The sequence below is a fragment of the Prevotella sp. AM34-19LB genome (assembly GCF_003468525.1).
Lineage (GTDB): Bacteria > Bacteroidota > Bacteroidia > Bacteroidales > Bacteroidaceae > Prevotella.
On record NZ_QSIG01000054.1, the window covers coordinates 1 to 19,425 of the forward strand.

Here is a 19,425-nt window from a genome sequence, read left to right on the forward strand (position 1 = left end):
TTGTCTCAGCAACCATCCAAGATATATAGATGGTTGCCAAGCCACTGTGTCCCTTATATAAAAACATTATAAAGCCTTTAGGCTGAGATTATTATCCCGAACTGAGGTATAATTATCCAAGAACGAAGACAATTGCATTAGTTTTTCAACTATCCTATCTTGTTCCTTAGTTGGAGGTATGGGCAACAACATTTTGGCGAGTGTTTTACCATTACAATTTGGTTGAGCTGTGGCAATAGTACCATTTTTGAGTTGTTCCCAATACAATTGGCTCTCCATGAATGATTTCATGTAACGAGGATTTAGTAATGAACTATATCTCGTTCTTATCAAGTACCCTGCATAAATAGCTCTTTCTGGTACTTCCTCAACTAAAAACGATTTCCCAACAGTACCACCTGTTCGTGCAAAGAGAATATCGTTTACTTTCAGCAGGTACGTTTCAATATCATTTTCTTCAATTTGACAATATGGTACATTGTCCCAAAGAACACCATTTTCTTGAATGTCGCTGATGCGAACCATCTTTATTACACCATGCTCTAAAGCAGGAGCATTATAACCATATTGAATCGTTTGGGCTATATTACCCCAACGTTCCCATTCCCACCCCTGTGGTATCTCAAACGGTATCTCCTCATCAATGCACTTCACCTCTCCCGTAGCAAGTATCTTCTCATAATAGGAACTCATAGAACAAAAACATGCCTATATATTAGGACAACATAATGTTTCACTAATAAACGAATAGAAATGGAATTAGACAAATTTGAAGAGTTCCTAAGCCAAGGCAATATGGCAAAGAACACGATTTCGGCATATCTGTATGCCGTGAAGGAGTTTGGCTCTCGATACAAAGAGTTGAACAAGAGAAACTTGTTGGTTTACAAGACCTACTTGATTGAGACTTACAAGCCAAAGACGGTAAACCTTCGTATTCAGGCGATGAACAAGTATCTTGTATTTGTGGGCAAGACGAAACTCCGCTTGAAGTCGGTCAAGGTGCAGCAACGTTCTTATCTGGAGAATGTCATCAGTAATGCCGACTACACCTTCTTGAAGAACAAGTTGAAGAAGGAAGACAACTTGGAGTGGTACTTTGTGGTGCGTTTCTTGGCTGCGACTGGTGCCAGAGTGAGCGAACTTGTGCAAATCAAGGTTGAGCACGTGCAAGTAGGCTATTACGACATCTACACCAAGGGTGGCAAGATACGGCGTATCTATATCCCCAAGACATTGCGCACGGAAACAGAAAAGTGGTTGCAGACACTCAACCGCACAAGTGGCTATCTCTTTCTCAATCGCTTTGGCGAGCGTATTACTACAAGAGGCATATCACAGCAGTTGAAGAACTATGCTGTAAAGTATGGCTTAAACGAGAAAGTGGTTTACCCTCACTCGTTCCGCCATCGTTATGCCAAGAATTTCCTGGAGAAGTTCAACGATATAGCCTTGCTTGCCGACCTCATGGGACACGAAAGCATAGAGACAACACGTATCTATCTGCGAAGAAGTAGCTTGGAGCAACAAGAAATTGTAGATAAGGTTATCACTTGGTAAAATGCCAATAAAGATTCATAGGAATAAGAGCAGAAAGAGATGCAGGTCTCTTTCTACTCTATCCATGTAAAACGTTTTATCATATGACATGCATATATCAACGACTACATGCTTTCGAGAGTAACTCGAAACATACCTTGCTGTGTCTTTATGATATCAGGCTACTTCCAGAAAATCGGGAGAGCGGGATATCTTGACCACCACTGCGTGATGACGCACAAACTGCATGCGGATGCGGGCAATGAGAAGTTCATAGCACTCCTCGCTATGAATGAGGAAACCCAGATGGAGACACTCGCCTACGATGATGCTGTGGTTGCGCCAACCGTGAATGCCATTACCCCTGGAGAAGGATACACGGGAATCAACATGAGAGGCAGCACGGGAATCAACATGAGTGTCAACCCCCGAGTCTGCATCTGCCAGTCTAATATAATAAGGTAATGCCAGCTTGCTGTTGCGCTGCAGGGCATACTCTCCTTCCGGCAGACAATGCACATCCTCCTCCAACGTATCACAAACATGCTGACCATCAACCAGCAATCTACCACTTACGGCATGATGATAACTGCCAAAACGTTCTATAACTATTTCCATAAACTTTTGATTTTTCCAAACTGTTATTTTTTAACCTTGCCCCATCCCCATCTTCTCTCCATATCCGTGTAAACATTATTCAAGCAAGAGAGAATCAGGCGAAAACGCCCGAAAAATGGGGGAAAAAGAGATTGAGAATTTTCCCTTAAGGGTTTTTATTTTTTTCCTTAAGGGAAAATATATTTTTCCTTAAGGGAAACGACAGCTTCTCTTAAGAGATTTTTCCGCCACGCCTAACTTGTAAAGTTATTTATTACTACCAATGCTATACCCCCACTCCATCCGGCTCTCCAAGATAGTAAAAGATATAATCAACCATCTTGGGCGTGAAACTATGCAGCGAAGGCTTATAACCCAATTCCTGCAGTTTGACATAGAGCGGAGTGCAGCGCTTCACCCAATCCATAAACTCATCTCTCGCAGCATGACCCTTGGAACGGCTGTGAGGACAGTAGAGGTGAGCAAGCTCCTGCTTGCTCATCACTCTACGTTCTACGAAATGTTGCTTGGTAACATTCATCTAGTTTTATTTTTTAGTTAGTAATCGTTTGCATTTTCTTCTGCAAAATTACAAAAAAATCGGATAGGGTGTTTCATCTGATTACAAACTTTAATATTTACAATTTAGATGTAACAAGGGCTGGAGCGTGGTGGCATCAAAGCTGGGACACGCCTTCTGCACTCCTGGCAGGTCACGATGCCCCAGGATGGTGCGGATGCCGGGGAACTGTATCTTCAGCTGAACAATCAGTTTCTCCATCGCCTTCTTCTGCTCCCCGGTACGGGTATCTGCCACATAGCCGTTCTCATCCAATCCGCCCTCATAGCAGATTCCGATGGAATGCGCATTCCAGCCACGGGCATGGGCACCCATACGCTCCAGCGGACGGGTGGCATGTACCTTGCCGTCACGGCTGATGAAGAAATGGTAACCGATGTAACGCCAGTGGTTCACCTCCACGTGGTCGTGATAAAGCTGATGCACAGTGTAAGGGTGGTTGCAGCGGGTTGCGCTGCAGTGTACCACAATCATTGTAATTTCTCTAGTCATAAGCTGATGTTTTTAATGTTTCAACACTGCAAAGATAAGACTTTCTCCTAACTCCAACTGGCGATAGCCGTCGATTTCCGGCGAATTCCCACTTACCCCGGAATGTTTTATATTTAGTTAACTACTTACCTCTCGTGGGAGAAATGTCTAGATAGTTACCTCTCGTAGGCAAACTTACCAAAGGATTACATCTCATCAAAGGAAACCGCTACATCTCGTGGGATATCGCCTTTTGATAGTTACCTCCCATTGCAATACCATTTTTCATCTTTCTGATTATCTGATGATTACACAACAAAATAGCCCCACAAGAAATATGATAATATGATATATAAGAAATAAAAAAGAAAAATGGTCATGATGGGTTCTCAAACTTTTTTTCTCTATTTTCAAAAAAAACTTGTAAAATACTTGTTAGTTTCAGAAATTTTATATATCTTTGCAGCGCTCTTTCTGTAGAAATACAGGAGGAGCGGACATCAGCACCCTGGCAACAGGATGCCCAAGCATGATAAATGCTGAGTTTACATCTCAAAATCCCTTGTAAGGTGCGGAGTTAAATCCTTGCATGGGGGTACTCAATTGTAAATTCAGGCTAAATTTTTCGTGCGCATTCTCTATGAACAATTCATACGGGGGTGCGACATGGGATAATTTTGGCCTGATGTGAAAAATTGAGTAAAGGACCAAAATAATCCGCATAAATTTTGATCCATTTGAGATTTCGCATCCCCCAGAATTCTTTTCATTGCCACCCCCATTTTATAACTTTATAAACAAACGAGCAATGAACAAGAACCTAAAATTCAATGTAGCCGAAGCCACAGAGCTTGGCACTCATTGCGCCCTGCATCACAGCTACAGCCCGCAAGAACAGAAGTACATCTTCAGACTTGACGTGTACAATCAGAAAGAGATTAAAATGGCTATCAGCCAGAACGCACACCACGGACAACTGGACCTCAACGGTTTCGAGCACCTTGAAAATATGTTACGTTTCGAGGTACCCTACAGAGCTTTGGAAGCTACAAAATCGCATTACAACAACCTGGAGACTGCCCTTATCGACATAGGCAAAAAGCCGGTCTGTATCCCTTACACCGTCGCAGAATCTGATAATCCTGGTACAAACCACTTGTGCTACAAGCAGTTCGACTACCTCTACCACTTCGTTGACTACACCAAGAAAGGTCAGGAGAAGAGAGCCATCCTGGAGATGCCGATTCCCGTGGCTCAGTACTACTTCGCCCTGGACCTGGGCTACTTCAAGGTTTCGCCGCAGCTATACGAGTCATTCCATCACCAGTCTTCCCGCTGCCTTTATCTCCTGACAGAGAGCCGACTGAAGAAGGGCTACACCAAGTTTACGCCTCCCGAAATCCTCGCACTCCTCACCAGCCACACCCAATATCGTGGCACGGGGAATCTGGAATACACCCAGCTTTCTACAGCCGAAGAGGAGATAAAGAATGCCTACAAGCAGAACCGCCTCGACTATATCGTGATACACACGCTAGAGACGACCCGCAACCAGGTAGTAGGCAAATACGGCAGTTTGGTAATCTTCGACCTCAAGTTCCGCAACGAAGACCAGAATATGCTGAGCGATGAAGACAGAACCAAGCTGACAATGATGAAACTAAACTTAAGAAAGGTCCTCACCTCTTCCTACTGGAACGTGAGCCATAAGGTGGCTGAGGCGTTGAGCGATCGCCTCACCCTGTCAGACCTGGATGCCGTGAAGCAGTGCTTTCTGGCAGCCTATGCAGCGAAGGCAAAGCACGAGATCAAGAATCCCGCAGGGTATATCGTATCCTGCCTGGATAAGATTCTGAAGAAGAAATAACAGAAATCCCCCATCCTACTTTCTCAAGCCGGATGGGGGGTTCGCTTATAGCGGTAAGTAAACCTAAAAAAGCTAATATCAGACGATACTCTGATATTTATATTTATAGATATATGATATCTTTGGATTTTCGGATAAAAGCCCTGCCCGCTTTCACAAGCAGGCAGGGGATAATTATAAGTAAAAGATGTAAATGCATGTTTGACGCTTTTTTCACCAAATTTATGTCAGGCAGTCCTCTCCCTTGCGATATTGCTGAGGAGTGAAACCAGTAAGACGCTTGAAATACTTGCAGAAGAAGCTGACATTCGGGAAGTTCAGCTCATCGGCTATCTCGGTAGTCTGCTTGTCGCTATGGCGCAGCAATACCTTGGCGGTGGAGATGATGGAGCGGTCTATCCACTCCTTCGCCCCCACGCCACTGGTTGCCAACACCACCGTGCCTAAGTAGCGGCTGGTGATGCAGAGCTTCTCGGCATAGAAGGCAAGCTGATGCTCCTTGCTGCCATGGAGATTGACAAGGCGCAGGAAACGATTGAATATCTCATTGGAATGGGAAGGAGACGACACGGATGTGCGGCCATGAAAGAGTTGGTCATAATAATGAGTAACCGTGGTTATCAGGCTGTAGATGAGCTCCTTGCTGGTGCCGTCCTCTCCCATCAAGTCGTGCAAAAGACGAAGCATTCGGTCGAGAATGGTTCGCTCCTCAAAGGATACAATTCTTCTCCCATCCTTCACCTGTCCATTGAAGAGTTCAGGCAGTCGACCTCCATGCGCCATCAAGAAGAGGTCGGCTGGCAAGCCCATTCCCTCCAACAGGAAATCATCGCTCACCTCCAAGGGCTCCACGATGGTGCCTGGCGTGATAAACACGATAGTACCTTCCTGTAAAGTATGCTCTTGCAGGTTGATGATGCCCCTCAACTGTCCACGCACAATCATTCCCATTCGATAATCTTCCACCAAGAAAGGTGAGGAAACCATCCCCAAATGCCTAAACAGGAAGCCATCGATGCCAATAACCACACCCATACCATTTTGATAACTCAGCAATTTCTTGTTTTGCTTCGTATCTTCTGGCAATATGTTATAAATCTTATCCAAAGGAAGTCTTTGCAATTGTCTCATCGTCCATTGTATTTTAAATTGTTGTTTTAAAAGGATAGTGTTCTATCTATAATAATGTGTAAACTATCTCTTAGGATTCTCCTTTCCGAGAAATCCGATGCAAAGATAATCATTTTTCCCGATAAAATGCCTTTTTTCATATTATTCCTACAAAAAGAACATTTTTCTATAAAAATGGGTAGCGAAGGTTTGGAATTTTCATCTTAACTTTGCACCCAGAAACAAAAACAATGAGAAAATGACAACAATGAAACGAAAAAGTATTCTTGTAATGTTGGTCTCGCTGCCTCTTCTTGGCTTCGCCCAGTCATTGACCTTGGACGAATGCCAGAAGATGGCACACGACAACTATCCTGCCATCAAGCAGTATGGCATGGTGGAGACCTTGCGAGACTATAATGTGAGCAATGCCACCAAGGGATGGCTGCCACAAGTGAACGTGCAAGCTGGCGCATACGCCTTCACCGACATCATCAATGCCAACCAGCAGATGGAGCAGATGGGATTCGACATGAAGAACTATATGGCAAGCGGCATGGTGAGCGTGAAGCAAGCCATCTATGACGGCGGACAGATAGCCGCTGGCAAGGAGGTGGCTAAGGCGCAAGCGGAGGTGCAGAAACGACAAATCGACGTTTCGATGCACGACATCAACGAGCGAGTGGAGCAACTCTTCTTCGGTGTACTGACCCTCGATGAGCAACTTCGCCAAAACGGTATCTTGCAAAAAGACCTCGGCGTGAGCAGCACCACCGTAAAGAGCATGATCAAGAATGGCCTCGCCAACCAGAGCGACCAGGATGCTATCAACGTGGAACTGATGAAGGCAGAGCAGCAAGCCGATGCCCTCTCAGCCTCTCGCAAGGCTTACCTGAAGATGCTCGGCGTGTTCATCGGCAAACCATTATCAGAAAACACAAAGGTGGAAAAACCTGCCATGACGCTCCCTGCCGCCAAGGATTCCTGGGGATTGAACCGTCCTGAGCTGTCCTTCTATGCTTCGCAGAACCAACTCTTGGACACACAGCGCAAGCAGCTCGACACTCGTCTTCGTCCTACCATCGGGTTCATGGGCATGGGATTGCTCCACACCCAGGTGTCTGACATGGTACATAACGGCATGTTGCTCGGTGGCATCAATATCTCTTGGAACATCGGTGCACTCTACACCCGCAAGAACGACATCCATAAGATAGAGGTGCAGCGACACATGAACGACAACCAGAAGGAGACTTTCCTCTTCAACAACCGTCTGCAAAATGAGGATGCCGATGGCAATATCCAGTCTATCAAAAGGCAACTCACCAAGGATGCACAAATCGTAACCCTCCGGGAGAACATCCGACAGACCAACGAGAAGAAAGTAAAGCTCGGCACAGAGACGGTGAATGAACTCATCCGCAGCATCAACGCCGTGAACATGGCGAAGCAGCAGCAATCGCTGCACGAATTGCAATTGTTGCAAGCCATCTATCACAGCAAATTAATTAACAATTAAGATTTTAAAGCAATGAAGAAAGTAACATTCTATATAACGGCAGCGGTAGCCATGCTTTGCACCGCTTGCTCTAACAACGATGCGCAGTATGATGCATCGGGCGTATTTGAAACCACAGAAGTCATCGTGTCGGCCAAAGGCACTGGCGAGCTGATTTCCTTCCATGTGGATGAGGGACAAAACGTGAGCATGGGACAGGAGCTTGGTAGCATCGATACCCTCCAACTCTATCTCAAAAAGAAGCAACTCCTCTCCAACATCTCTGCCACAGAGAGCAAGCGACTGAACGAGAGCCGACAGGTAGCTTCCATCCAGCAGCAAATCTCCAACCTGCAACGTGAGCGCAAGCGTTTCAAAGAACTGGTAAAGGAGAACGCAGCCAACCAGAAGCAGGTGGATGACATCGACTACCAGATCATGGTGCTCCAGCGTCAGCTCGCTGCTACCTCTGAACAGATAGGCAGCAACAACAGCAGCTTGACAGGACAGAAAGGCAGCATCGCCGCACAGATAGCGCAACTCGAAGACCAGATGCGCAACTCCATCATCACCTCTCCTATCCAAGGCACCATCCTCACCAAATACATGGAGCAAGGCGAGTTTGCCGCTCCAGGCAAGCCTCTCTTCAAGGTGGGCAATATCCAGGATATGAAGCTCCGTGCCTACATCACCGCCGACCAACTCACAGGCTTAAAGATTGGTCAGAAGGTAAAAGTCTATGCCGACCAAGGCAAGGCTGACCGCAAGGAATACCAAGGCACCGTGACCTGGATTTCGAGCAAGGCAGAGTTTACCCCTAAGACCATACAGACCCGAGACGAAAGAGCCAACCTCGTCTATGCCGTGAAGATTGCGGTGAAGAACGATGGCTTGATCAAGGAAGGAATGTATGGAGATGTAAGATTTTAGTGAAGAACGAAGAGTGAAGAGTTAAGAATCCAATAGTATTATGGCAATAGTTTCTGTTAGAAATATCAAGAAGACCTACAACAAGGGAAAGGTCGTGGCTCTGCGAGACCTGAGCTTTGACGTGGAGGAAGGCGAGATTTATGGCATCATCGGACCAGATGGAGCAGGCAAGACCTCACTCTTCCGCATCCTCACCACCCTCCTCTTGGCGGATAGCGGTACGGCCTCGGTGGATGGGCTGGATGTGTTGGCTAACTACAAGGAGATTCGCAAGCGCATCGGTTACATGCCGGGCAAGTTCTCTCTCTACCAAGACCTCTCGATAGAAGAGAACCTGGAGTTCTTTGCCACTATCTTCGGCACCACCATTGAGGAAAATTACAACTTGGTGAAGGACATCTATCAGCAGATAGAGAAATTCAAGACGCGCAAGGCTGGCAAACTGTCGGGCGGTATGAAGCAGAAGCTCGCCCTCAGCTGCGCCCTCATCCATGCGCCAAGAGTTCTCTTCCTCGATGAGCCAACCACTGGTGTTGACCCTGTATCAAGAAAAGAGTTTTGGGAGATGCTGAAGAAGCTGCAGAAGGAGCACGGCATCACCATCATCGTCTCCACCCCTTACATGGACGAGGCGATGCTGTGCGACCGTATCTCCCTCATTCAAGATGGCGAGTTCCTGAAGATCGATTCCCCACAAGGCATCATAGCCTCTTATCAAGAACAGCTCTGGGCTGTGCGCAGCGATGAGATGCACCAGCTCTTGGGCGACCTCCGTGAATATCCAAGCACCAAGACCGCTTTTTCATTTGGAGAGACGTTCCACGTCACACTATCCGAAGGAAACAAGGCTGATGCAGACAAGGCAAGCAACTACACGACCTCTTCGGACAATGCCACGACACAAGCTCTCGTCAACTATCTCTCTCAGCGAGGACATCACAACGTGAGCGTTGCTCCGATAGAGGCTTCCATCGAAGACTGCTTCATGGCATTAATGAAATAAATCCTTTCCTCAATGGGTAAGGACATTTCAAACTGAAATAAAAGATTAGGAACAATATGAACAAAAATAACGACTATGCTATCGTAGCGGAAGGCTTGACCAAGCAGTTTGGCGACTTCATAGCCACCAACCACATCACCTTCCAGGTGCATCGTGGCGAGATATTCGGCTTCCTCGGAGCCAACGGTGCTGGCAAAACCACCGCCATGCGCATGCTCTGCGGACTGAGCCGTCCTACGGATGGACACGCTACCGTGGCTGGCTTCGATGTCTATCGGGAGGCGGAGATGGTGAAGAAGAACATCGGCTACATGAGCCAGAAGTTCTCCCTCTACGATGACCTCACGGTGTATGAGAACCTGCGCCTTTTCGGCGGCATCTACGGCATGAGCACCAAGGCAATCAAGGAGAAGACCGATCGCCTCTTGGCTGATTTGGGATTTGAGAAGGAGCGCAACACGATGGTGGGTTCACTGCCCTTGGGTTGGAAACAGAAGCTTGCCTTCTCGCTCAGCATCTTCCACGACCCCAAGATCGTGTTTCTGGATGAGCCAACTGGAGGCGTTGACCCTGTGACTCGCCGCCAGTTTTGGGAACTCATTTACCAGGCAGCCGACCGAGGCATCACTGTCTTCGTAACCACCCACTATATGGACGAGGCAGAGTATTGCGACCGAGTGAGCATCATGGTGGATGGCAAGATAGAGGCACTCGACACGCCAGCCGAACTGAAACGCAAGTTTGGTGTCAGCACCATGTATGATGTATTCCTGCACTTGGCTCGCAAGGCCAAACGCAGCTAACTTCTCTTAAATTCCCATAACACAATGAAACAATTTATCGTATTCGTAAGAAGGAATTCCGCCACATCTTCCGTGACAAGCGCACGATGCTGATTCTCTTGGTCATGCCCATCATCATGATCATCCTCTTCGGCTTCGCCATCACCACTGAGGTGAAAGATTCCCGTGTCGTCATCCTCGACCACAGCAAGGACGAGGTGACCACTCGCATACAAGAGCACATTCGCAACAACCGCTACTTTACCATCGTGGCAGACGTTCACAGCAAGAAAGAAATCCAGCAGATGCTCTTGGAGAACAATGCCGACCTCGCCGTCATCTTCAGCCACAACTTCTCTGATGAGATGCGACATTCGGGCAAGGCATCCGTCCAGCTCCTCGCCGATGGCAGCGAGCCAAACCAAGCCGCCGTGCGCACGGGTTACATGCAGCAGATCTTGGCAGGTTACTTGCAAGACTACATCCAGCAAGAGCGAAGCCACGCCCAGATGGCGCAAGCATCCATGAGTAGCTTCACTCCCTCATACCAAATCATCCCAGTCACAAAAATGCTCTACAATCCGCAGAGCCGAAGTGAGTACAACTTCGTGCCGGGTGTGATAGGCTTGATTCTGCTCCTGATTTGTGCCATGATGACGAGTATCGCCATCGTGAAGGAGAAGGAGATGGGAACGATGGAAATATTGCTTGCCTCTCCCTTGCCACCTATCGTCATCGTGGTGGCAAAATTGGTGCCTTACTTCGTCATCTCCTGCATGAACCTCGCCACCATCCTCTTGCTCTCGGTCTTCCTGCTCAATATCCCGATAGCAGGCAGCGTGATGGGCTTCATCGCCATCTCCTTATTATACATATTGGTGTCGTTGCTGTTGGGATTGTTTATCTCCAACTGTGTGAGCAGTCAGTTGGCAGCCATGTTGCTGTCCTTGTTGCTCATCGTACCAACGGTCTATCTCTCAGGTCTCGCCTTCCCTATCGAGAGTATGCCAGAAGCTTTGCAACACGCCTCAGCCATCATCCTGCCCGATGGTACGTGGAAGTGGCGAGAAAACTGATGATCCAGGGAGTGGAAATGAAATACGTGATGCACGAGACGGCAGTGCTCGCCCTCATGGCAGTGGTGCTCCTCGGCGTATCGTGGAAGCTATTCAAAGTAAGATTATAAATTATGGTTATTCGATTTTTATTAGAAAAGGAATTCAAGCAGATGATGCGCAACATCATCCTTCCTATCGTCTTCATATTGCTCCCCATCGGTGTCATCAACATGGTGCCGAAAGCAGCTACCCAAGAGGTGAAAAACCTGAAGATCAGCGTCATCGACAACGACCATTCCTCATGGTCCAGCCGACTGATACAAAAGCTTTCCGCCTCGCAGTATTTCCATCTTAGCGATGTCTCCTCCACCTATCCCAAGGCATTGGAAAGCGTGGAGGCAGGCGATGCCGACTTCATCGTGGAGATAGAGCCACAATTCGAGCGAAACCTCGTAAAGGAGGGAGTGAGTCAAGTGATGATTTCTGCCAACGCCGTGAATGGTGTGAAGGCAGGATTGGGTTCCAGCTACCTCGCCCAAATCATCGCCGACTATTCCGCCCAACTGCGAGAAGAATCGGGATTGACGGCTTCCGCCGTGAGCATGGCTCATTATGATGTAGCGCCAAGATACCTCTACAACACCAACTTGGACTACAAGTTCTTCATGATACCAGGCTTGATGGCGATGCTCTTGATCTTGCTTGTAGGCTTCCTCCCAGCCCTCAACATCGTGGGCGAGAAAGAGAAGGGAACCATCGAGCAAATCAACGTAACCCCTGTGGGCAAGTTTGATTTCATCCTCTCCAAGCTAATACCTTACTGGGCAGTGGGCTTGTTGGTATTGGGCTATGCCATGCTCTTGGCTCGCCTCATCTACGGACAGGAGCCAGTGGGGAACATCGGGGTCATCTTCCTCTTCGCCACCCTCTTCATCCTCGTGGTTTCGAGCATGGGACTCATCGTCTCCAACTATTCCGACACCACGCAGCAGGCAGCCCTCGTGATGTTCTTCTTCCTCGTCATCTTCATTCTCCTGAGCGGTCTGATCACCCCCGTTACGAGCATGCCAGAATGGGCGAAGGCTTTCACGCACATCAACCCGCTGCGCTATTTCATCGAGGCGATGCGCACGCTCTACCTCAAGGGCAGCAGCCTCTATGACCTCCGCCATCACTTCTATGCCCTATCGGGCTATGCCGTCGTGATGTGGGCATGGGCCATCAAGAGTTATCAGAAGAACAGTTAGCGTTATCTTACATAAACGATAAAGAAAATGGAATCCCAGGAGCCCGACTTTGGAGAGCTACACCCCGATTAGGGCAAGGACTTTGAGGGTCCGAACATCGTCCACAACCTCACGACCTGCAATAACTTGCCGAGTGTGGTTGTTATAGGTTGTCGCCTCGTTTTATTGGCTATACCGAGTTGCTCGTGTTTGCCGAGTGTTCTCCGTATGGTCTGTAGAAAATTTAATACCTGAAAACACTGCGGTGGTTCGCCCAAGTGGCTGGAGGCGCAAAGCCTCCAAGGAACGTTGCTTTATGGCTTTTCTATGCCATTGCGTTCTCAGTAAAGATACAGACCAGTTTTGTGCAGTCTGTCTGCCGATGACGGACTGCATGATGAACTCCCGAAAGGCTAAACTCACGCAAGTTGAGCTGCGTGGTTCTGGATTGACAATATGAGGAAGTGGAATTGATACGAACAGAGCACACTTTGAGACGTTCACGTTCCTCCTCGCCTGTGGCAAGCAGGGTTGTCGGTATCGCGTTTGCACCTGTTATTCCAGTGCCAGCCATCTGCTGAACTATCAGTTCAAGGGCTTAGTGGCCTGCTAGAATCATATATTCTTCAGAAAGTATTTTTTGGCAAGTGGCGAACAACTCTTGATTTCCGCCCCAAAATTTTGTATCTTTGCATTGTCATTGAAACACAATGGCTTGCAGAAACAAAAGCTCTGCAATCAATGTTTAACTAAATTGTTTTTTGAGTTATGGGAATGAATGTTAAAGCTATTGAGCGCAAGATTGCTTACTTGGGCAAGGAAGGTGGCAAGGACCAGTACATGTACGTGATGCAGCCGCTGATCTACAACAAGCTTACACCGGAGAAGGCGATCCAGCAGGCTGCCTTGCATTGCGGACTGACTCCTGCCGTGATGAACGTGGCTTACGCTGCCCTGAGCGAGGTAATCAAGGCGTGGGCTACAGAGGGTCACTCCGTAGCAGTTCCGGGTCTGGGCACCATGCGTTTCGGTCTGCGTGCCAATGCTGTGAAGTCGGTAGAGGATGTGAGCACCAAGCTCATCACCCAGCGACGCGTAATCTTTAGCCCTAGTATGGAGATCAAGCAGGAGCTTGCCAAGACGGGTATCAGCATCACCTGCGTAAACCGCGATGGCGAAGTGGTAAAGAACATCTCTTCCAACGATTCGAAGGATGTGGAGGACACCGAGGGTGACAACCAGGAGAACCCTGACGAGAACAAGGGTAATACCGGAACTACCGGCGGCAACACGGGCGATACCGGAACCCAGGGTGGCGGTTCGCAGACTGGCGGAAGCGATACCGGTGACAACGGTGATGATAATGTAAGTCTCTAAAAAATATAGCCCATGAAACGTGAAAACTGGAAAATCGTAATTAAGATTGCTCTCTCACTCCTTACAGCCATCGCAGCCTCTTTAGGTTTGACAAGCTGTATGTAAGTCGGGATGTAAAGCTAGAACCTCTCAAAGAGGGTGTGTCATCAATTCATGACACACCCTCTTTTTTTTATAGACAAGCTGTTCATTTAACCCTTATTAACGGAAATCAAATACTATTTTTCCTACTTTTATGATGTTATTTCGAATAAAAACTGTACTTTTGCATATATAAAGATGTAAAAACCGATATGCAGATAGACTGCACCGATTAGTATTACATTTGCAAAAGTATTGAATAATAATGAATAAAAATAATAGTCCATATACAGCAGCATTGACAGGTGGGGGCTTTCTTTTCGAAGAGACACTCACCCTGTTGCCTTTACTTCGAGATGAGAACAGCGAAGAACTGCTCCAGGAAGAAAAGGTGAACAACCATCTGCTGCATATCAATGCAGAAACTTCCAGAGAAAAGGCCATTCTGGAAATCAGACGCAGGTTTCAAACCATGCCTCCTTCATTCTGGGATGACTTCAAGGAAATGAGCGATAGTGACAAGGTCATCGCTCTGTTCTATGTGATGCTCAAAACATACAAAATATGCTTCGACTTCCACGTGAATGTCACCATGCGCAAGTGGAACAGTATTTCGAAGAGCATAGACAAGGAAGACCTCATGATGGAGTTCAATGAAATCTCTGCTAAAGACGTGTTTGTTGACTCATGGAGTGACTCTACAAAGGGAAAGGTTGCAAGTGCATATCTCACAATCCTGAGAAAGGTGGGAATGCTGACCAATGACAACCGTCTTCATTCCCTGGTCTGCAACAATTACGGCTACTACTTGACAAAGGGAGAACCATGGTTCTTGGAAGCCTGCCTCCTGCAGCCATACGAAATAGATAACATAAAGAAATCAATGTGATATGACGATAAAAGAACTTGATGATAAACTGAACAGCCCTGGTTTCCAGGACACGGAGAATGGCGACCTGTTCTATAACTTCTTCATCTACCAATATCCGGCAGAGAAGGAGTACGACATCCGTCGCCAGATACAGGAGTTCAAGGCGAATCTCATTCGCCCTATCAACTATGTGGATGTACTTACGCTGAATCTATTTGAGGAGTTTTGCAACTTTCTCGACCAGAAGAAGTTCCTGCGCCATCCATCCATGCTGAAATACCAGTTGGAGAAAGAGCAGAACGATCCGTCCAAGGCACAGAACACCCAGGACACACTGACCCGCAATGCCCATTCTCCAGAGTTCGTGCAGTACATTCATCAACGTATCATCGACCATATCACCATCAAGGATCAATATCGTCGTCCATACGTTTTCCTGTATGGTATCGGCAGCATGTTCCCATATCTGAGAGTCAACGAGTTTCTTGCCCTCTATGAGGACTACAACGATACCGGGAAGTATAAGATTATCGTCTTCTATCCTGGTCATCGTGACCAGAACTCTTTCCGTCTGTTTGATACGCTCCCAGACAATCACACTTATCGTGCAACACTACTTATCAATGAGTAACTTATGAAACTGAAAGATTTATATAGCAAGCCAATCAACCGTGCTGTCAATCCTGCCGTCAGTGCTACCAAGTTTGATCCAGAGACAGAACGCATCGAAATACAGGAATACGTGTTTACGGATGAGATCATCAATGGTCTCTTCCGCATACTTGATGCCATCAAGAACAACAAGTCGTTCGCCCATGTAGGTATATGGATAGACGGTTACTATGGTTCAGGAAAGTCTCACTTCCTGAAATACCTCGACTACTGTATCACTCCATCAACCCGTGAGGATGCAGTCTCACGTCTGCTCGATGCTGTAAAAGCCATCGACCCACTCGACGAGAAGCACAACCTCAGTTCGATTACGACGAGTTGCTCTCTATCGCCAACTGGTTGAAGCGTGCCACCATCGACACCTGTATCTTCAACCTTGAAACCAGCTACGACAACTCTACAGACAAGAAGAAGGCTTTCCTTCACGTTTTCTGGAATGAGTTCAACGGCAAGCGTGGCTTCAACAAGTTTAATATCACCCTGGCACAGAATCTGGAAAAACCTCTTGCCGAAAAGGGCGTTTTCGAAGCCTTCAAGGAGCGCATTGCCGAAGAAGGTGGCGACTGGAACGACCCAGGCATGGCTGCCGACCTGATTGACAACGAGCTGGATTGGGTGTTGGATATTGCCAAGGAGCTTGCCCCTACCCTCTCCGTAGATAGCATCCGTGAGCGCATCATCAAGCGAGACACCAATATGAGTATCGACCGCTTCGGTATGGAACTGGCTTCCTACCTGAAGGACAAGGGCGATGACTACCGTCTGATTCTCCTTGCCGATGAGGTGAGCCAGTTTATCAACAAGGAGCGTGACCGTTATCTCAACCTCCAGGAGATTATCACCAAACTCTCTGAGGCTTGCGACAACAAGGTATGGGTGGCTTGTACTGCCCAGCAAGACCTCTCTGAGATTATGGACGACTGCCATATAGCAGAAGAGAAGGATAAGGAAGGCAAGATCAAGGGACGCTTCGAAGTGAAGGTTTCTCTGAAAGGCACACAGCCAGAGGTGATTACACAGAAGCGAATTCTCGACAAAAAAGAGGAAGTAAAACCAGAACTTGCTGCCCTCTACAATCAATATAAGGCAGGTTTCGACCTTCAGTTCAAACTGCCAACATCATATAGTAGCTACGATTCGCAGGATGATTTCGTGGACTACTACCCTTTCGTGCCTTATCAGTTCAAGCTGATTATGCAGGTATTCAACTCGTTCCTCAACCTCGGCTATGTAGCCAAGGAGGTGAAGGGTAACGAGCGAAGCATCATCAAGGTAATTCACTCTACAGCCAAAACAAATGCAGATGCAGAACTGGGCAAGTTTATCTCTTTCGACGAACTCTATAATAACATGTTCGAAGAAGGATTGCAGGCTCGTGGACAGAAGGCTGTGGATAATGCATTGCGCATGGCTCGCACCTACCAGACCGACCGCCCAGAGCGCACCCGTCTTGCCGTGAGAGTAGCCAACGTGCTCTTCATGATCTGTAACATCTCGCAGACCGACCAGCTGGTCTTCCCAGCCACATTGGATAATGTAACCTCACTCCTTATCAACGATATGGAGACTCCTCGCCTCAACATCAAGAACGAGGTGGAAAAGGTGATAGAATTCCTTTGCGACAACAACATCATCCGTCGTGAGCAGGGCAAGCAGGGCGCACCTGAAACCTACGCCTTCTATAGTGAAGAAGAAATGAAGGTGGCTCAGCTCATTCAGAGCCAGGTGGTTGACAACAACACCCAGGCAGAGCAGCTGAAGGAAATCTTCAACAGATATATTACGGCACTCCGCAACAAGGAGCAGTATAAGACACGCAGTTTCTCCGTGGGTCTTACCATCAAGCAGCGCACCTTCCTCAGCAACAATCCTGATGTGCAGGTAGAGTTTGTGATGGATGCAGACTATGAAACTGCCGAACAGTTGGCTTTGCAGAACAGCAATGTCAACCGCATGGTTTACTATGTGGGTCCTCAATATCGTGACAACAAGCGTCTATACAATGCTTTCTACTGGTATTGCCAGGCAAACCGCTACATGGCTACTCCGGTAACAAGCGAGGACAACAAAAAGACACGTGATGAGTTTGAGAAACGTGCCAACGAACTTTACGATGGAATCATCAGAAAGGAGTTTGAGAAGATTCTCGACACCTGCCCTATCATCTCCGGCCTCAGCGTGATAGATGAAGCCGAACTGGGACAGAAGCGTGGCAACGACCGCTATCGTGTGGCGATGGATAAGCATCTTTCCGGCATTTATACCAAGGCTAACCTGGTGGATTACCCAGGCATGCCTCGCACCACGGAGCAGTTGAAAAAGGCCATTCTCCGCAATGTCAATCCTGGCGACTACGAAGGAATGAATGCCGTGCTTACCGATGCCGAGCATGAAGTGGAGATTTATCTCAACAAGCAGTTTGCTGAGGTAAACGTTTCTGATGTGCTTGCCAAGTTTGCCAAGGCTCCATACGGATGGGACAACATCTGCACGCTCTATATTATCAATGAGTTGGTACGTCGTCACAATCGTGACTACTCCTACGCCAACAATCCGAATGTGGAGACAGCAACGGTTGCCGCCCGCATCGTCAGCGAATCCAACAAGTTCACATTGCGTCAGGCCAAGGTCATCTCTCCGCAGGTAATCCAGAACTTCACCAATGCCTGGAAAGAGATTTTCGGTATTTCTGCCGTACCTACTTCTACAGACAGCACCCAGCTCTTCCGTGCCTGCCGAGACATAGAGAGCGTCCACAGTCTAGCCAAGTTCATCAAGGGCTATAAGGATATTGAGCAGCAGATTGCTGGCTACCAGTTCTGCCAGCCTATCCGTGAGGCAATTGAGCTTTTCGAATCATGGCTCAACGAGCGTGACCCGCTGAAGTTCTTCAACCTCGTCATCGCAGCCAAGGATGAAGCCAAAGTACTTATAGATAAGTGCAAAGAAGTGGCACAGTTTACTCACGACCAGCTTGACACATACAAGCAGCTCCTCCAGTTCCTGGATGACAACCAGTATAATTTCCCATTCGTTCCGATGGAGATGCAGGGAGCAGTCACCGACTTCAATAAGTTGAAAAACGACCCATGGCCAATATCTGGTCTTCGTGGTTACATCAAGCTGCAACGCCAGTTATCAGGCATATTGGATGGTGTACGTGATGAACTCCGAGAGAAGATTAAAGCAGCCTATAATGATATGTTCGACTATCTGAAGCAGGTTGCCGAGAAACAGCATGTTCCTGAGAGTGTACTCTCTGACCGTGAAACCGTTATCCGTGTCAAGACCACTCCAACCAATATTCTGGTACTGCAGAACAATGCCAATACAGATACATTCTATCAGGAGCAGGTGGATAAGATCATGTCTTATAACCCTCCTCAGCCAAAGCCTGATGAAGATGAGGACGACCCAGTTCCAGTTAAACGCATCCGCAAGGCATCCTTGCAGACGAAGACAAAGTTGCCTATCACGAATGCAGAGGATATAGAACGCTACCTGGAAGGTCTGCGCCAGCAGCTCGAAAAGCTGCTTGTCGACCAGGATGGAGTAATGATTATTAAATAATCCTCAAATCCGCAACCTATAGGGTTTAGTGGGATTTTGCTTGCAAAGCGACAAAATTCATTTTATTGTACATATTTCTTGCACAACAGAAATGTCGCAGACACAAAATCCCCTTACCCCATAAAGCGACTTGAGGTAATACGCTGGTTTAACCAGAAAAGCATGGTCTTTAACCAAAGTCTGTCTTGAACAG

At 47.4% G+C, this 19,425-nt stretch carries 17 protein-coding genes and 3 pseudogenes; 14 read left to right on the top strand and 6 right to left on the bottom strand.

Translation table 11 applies throughout. The features are described 5' to 3' along the window. Positions 1–66: 66 nt before the first annotated feature. Complete coding sequence (locus DW830_RS13130) at positions 67–693, bottom strand: restriction endonuclease subunit S (RefSeq protein WP_199656149.1); 627 nt, start codon at positions 691–693, stop codon at positions 67–69. Between the two features lie 60 nt (positions 694–753). On the opposite strand from DW830_RS13130, the gene DW830_RS13135 reads away from it, so the two are divergent. Next, the gene (locus DW830_RS13135) at positions 754–1,560 is read left to right on the top strand and encodes a tyrosine-type recombinase/integrase (RefSeq protein ID WP_119250219.1); all 807 of its coding nucleotides are present in this window, start codon (positions 754–756) and stop codon (positions 1,558–1,560) included. 156 nt (positions 1,561–1,716) lie between these two features. On the opposite strand, the gene DW830_RS13140 is transcribed toward DW830_RS13135, so the two are convergent. From DW830_RS13140 to DW830_RS13150, 3 genes are all read right to left on the bottom strand, one after another. Then, on the bottom strand, positions 1,717–2,157 hold the full coding sequence (locus tag DW830_RS13140) for a DUF5675 family protein (RefSeq protein WP_119250220.1): 441 nt from the start codon (positions 2,155–2,157) through the stop codon (positions 1,717–1,719). 265 nt (positions 2,158–2,422) lie between these two features. Further along, the gene (locus DW830_RS13145; RefSeq protein WP_089543402.1) at positions 2,423–2,677 is read right to left on the bottom strand and encodes a DUF4248 domain-containing protein; all 255 of its coding nucleotides are present in this window, start codon (positions 2,675–2,677) and stop codon (positions 2,423–2,425) included. Positions 2,678–2,767: 90 nt separating this feature from the next. Further along, positions 2,768–3,208, bottom strand: coding sequence for an N-acetylmuramoyl-L-alanine amidase (locus tag DW830_RS13150; RefSeq protein ID WP_117663368.1), 441 nt, complete (start codon positions 3,206–3,208; stop codon positions 2,768–2,770). Positions 3,209–3,995: 787 nt separating this feature from the next. Here DW830_RS13150 and DW830_RS13155 point away from each other — a divergent pair. Beyond that, positions 3,996–5,054 (top strand): hypothetical protein, encoded by a 1,059-nt coding sequence (locus DW830_RS13155; protein ID WP_119250221.1) that lies wholly within the window; start codon positions 3,996–3,998, stop codon positions 5,052–5,054. A gap of 222 nt (positions 5,055–5,276) precedes the next feature. Here the strand turns inward: DW830_RS13155 and DW830_RS13160 are convergent, their stop codons facing one another. After that, positions 5,277–6,185 (bottom strand): helix-turn-helix domain-containing protein, encoded by a 909-nt coding sequence (locus tag DW830_RS13160; protein WP_119250222.1) that lies wholly within the window; start codon positions 6,183–6,185, stop codon positions 5,277–5,279. 247 nt (positions 6,186–6,432) lie between these two features. Between DW830_RS13160 and DW830_RS13165 the strand changes: the two genes are divergently transcribed. The 6 genes and pseudogenes from DW830_RS13165 to DW830_RS13190 all read left to right on the top strand — a co-directional run bounded on the left by DW830_RS13165 (position 6,433) and on the right by DW830_RS13190 (position 12,682). Next, a complete protein-coding gene (locus DW830_RS13165; RefSeq protein ID WP_119250223.1) occupies positions 6,433–7,683 on the top strand; it encodes a TolC family protein in 1,251 nt (416 codons plus the stop codon). Between the two features lie 12 nt (positions 7,684–7,695). Beyond that, positions 7,696–8,592: an HlyD family secretion protein gene (locus DW830_RS13170; RefSeq protein WP_119250224.1), complete on the top strand. Its 897-nt coding sequence runs from the start codon at positions 7,696–7,698 to the stop codon at positions 8,590–8,592. A gap of 40 nt (positions 8,593–8,632) precedes the next feature. Beyond that, positions 8,633–9,595, top strand: coding sequence for an ABC transporter ATP-binding protein (locus tag DW830_RS13175; RefSeq protein WP_119250225.1), 963 nt, complete (start codon positions 8,633–8,635; stop codon positions 9,593–9,595). 74 nt (positions 9,596–9,669) lie between these two features. After that, a pseudogene (locus DW830_RS13180) lies at positions 9,670–10,398 on the top strand (ABC transporter ATP-binding protein); the annotation flags it as partial. Positions 10,399–10,422: 24 nt separating this feature from the next. After that, positions 10,423–11,563: pseudogene (locus DW830_RS13185) on the top strand (ABC transporter permease). A 3-nt stretch (positions 11,564–11,566) separates the two neighbouring features. Continuing rightward, a complete protein-coding gene (locus DW830_RS13190; protein ID WP_119250227.1) occupies positions 11,567–12,682 on the top strand; it encodes an ABC transporter permease in 1,116 nt (371 codons plus the stop codon). A gap of 394 nt (positions 12,683–13,076) precedes the next feature. Here DW830_RS13190 and DW830_RS17390 read toward each other — a convergent pair. Then, a pseudogene (locus DW830_RS17390) lies at positions 13,077–13,220 on the bottom strand (site-specific integrase); the annotation flags it as partial. A gap of 215 nt (positions 13,221–13,435) precedes the next feature. Here DW830_RS17390 and DW830_RS13200 point away from each other — a divergent pair. The 6 genes from DW830_RS13200 to brxC all read left to right on the top strand — a co-directional run bounded on the left by DW830_RS13200 (position 13,436) and on the right by brxC (position 19,232). Continuing rightward, a complete protein-coding gene (locus DW830_RS13200) occupies positions 13,436–14,038 on the top strand; it encodes a DNA-binding protein (RefSeq protein ID WP_317125423.1) in 603 nt (200 codons plus the stop codon). A gap of 12 nt (positions 14,039–14,050) precedes the next feature. After that, on the top strand, positions 14,051–14,143 hold the full coding sequence (locus DW830_RS15910) for a smalltalk protein (protein WP_158573505.1): 93 nt from the start codon (positions 14,051–14,053) through the stop codon (positions 14,141–14,143). A gap of 241 nt (positions 14,144–14,384) precedes the next feature. After that, positions 14,385–15,008: a BrxA family protein gene (locus DW830_RS13205; protein WP_119250230.1), complete on the top strand. Its 624-nt coding sequence runs from the start codon at positions 14,385–14,387 to the stop codon at positions 15,006–15,008. 1 nt (position 15,009) lies between these two features. After that, a complete protein-coding gene (locus DW830_RS13210; RefSeq protein WP_119250231.1) occupies positions 15,010–15,621 on the top strand; it encodes a BREX protein BrxB domain-containing protein in 612 nt (203 codons plus the stop codon). A 3-nt stretch (positions 15,622–15,624) separates the two neighbouring features. After that, positions 15,625–16,005 (top strand): hypothetical protein, encoded by a 381-nt coding sequence (locus DW830_RS16695; protein WP_233544532.1) that lies wholly within the window; start codon positions 15,625–15,627, stop codon positions 16,003–16,005. Continuing rightward, positions 15,981–19,232, top strand: a complete 3,252-nt coding sequence (gene brxC / locus DW830_RS13215; RefSeq protein ID WP_233544533.1) for a BREX system P-loop protein BrxC — start codon at positions 15,981–15,983, stop codon at positions 19,230–19,232. Before DW830_RS16695 ends, brxC begins: the two co-directional genes overlap by 25 nt. Positions 19,233–19,425: the final 193 nt, after the last annotated feature.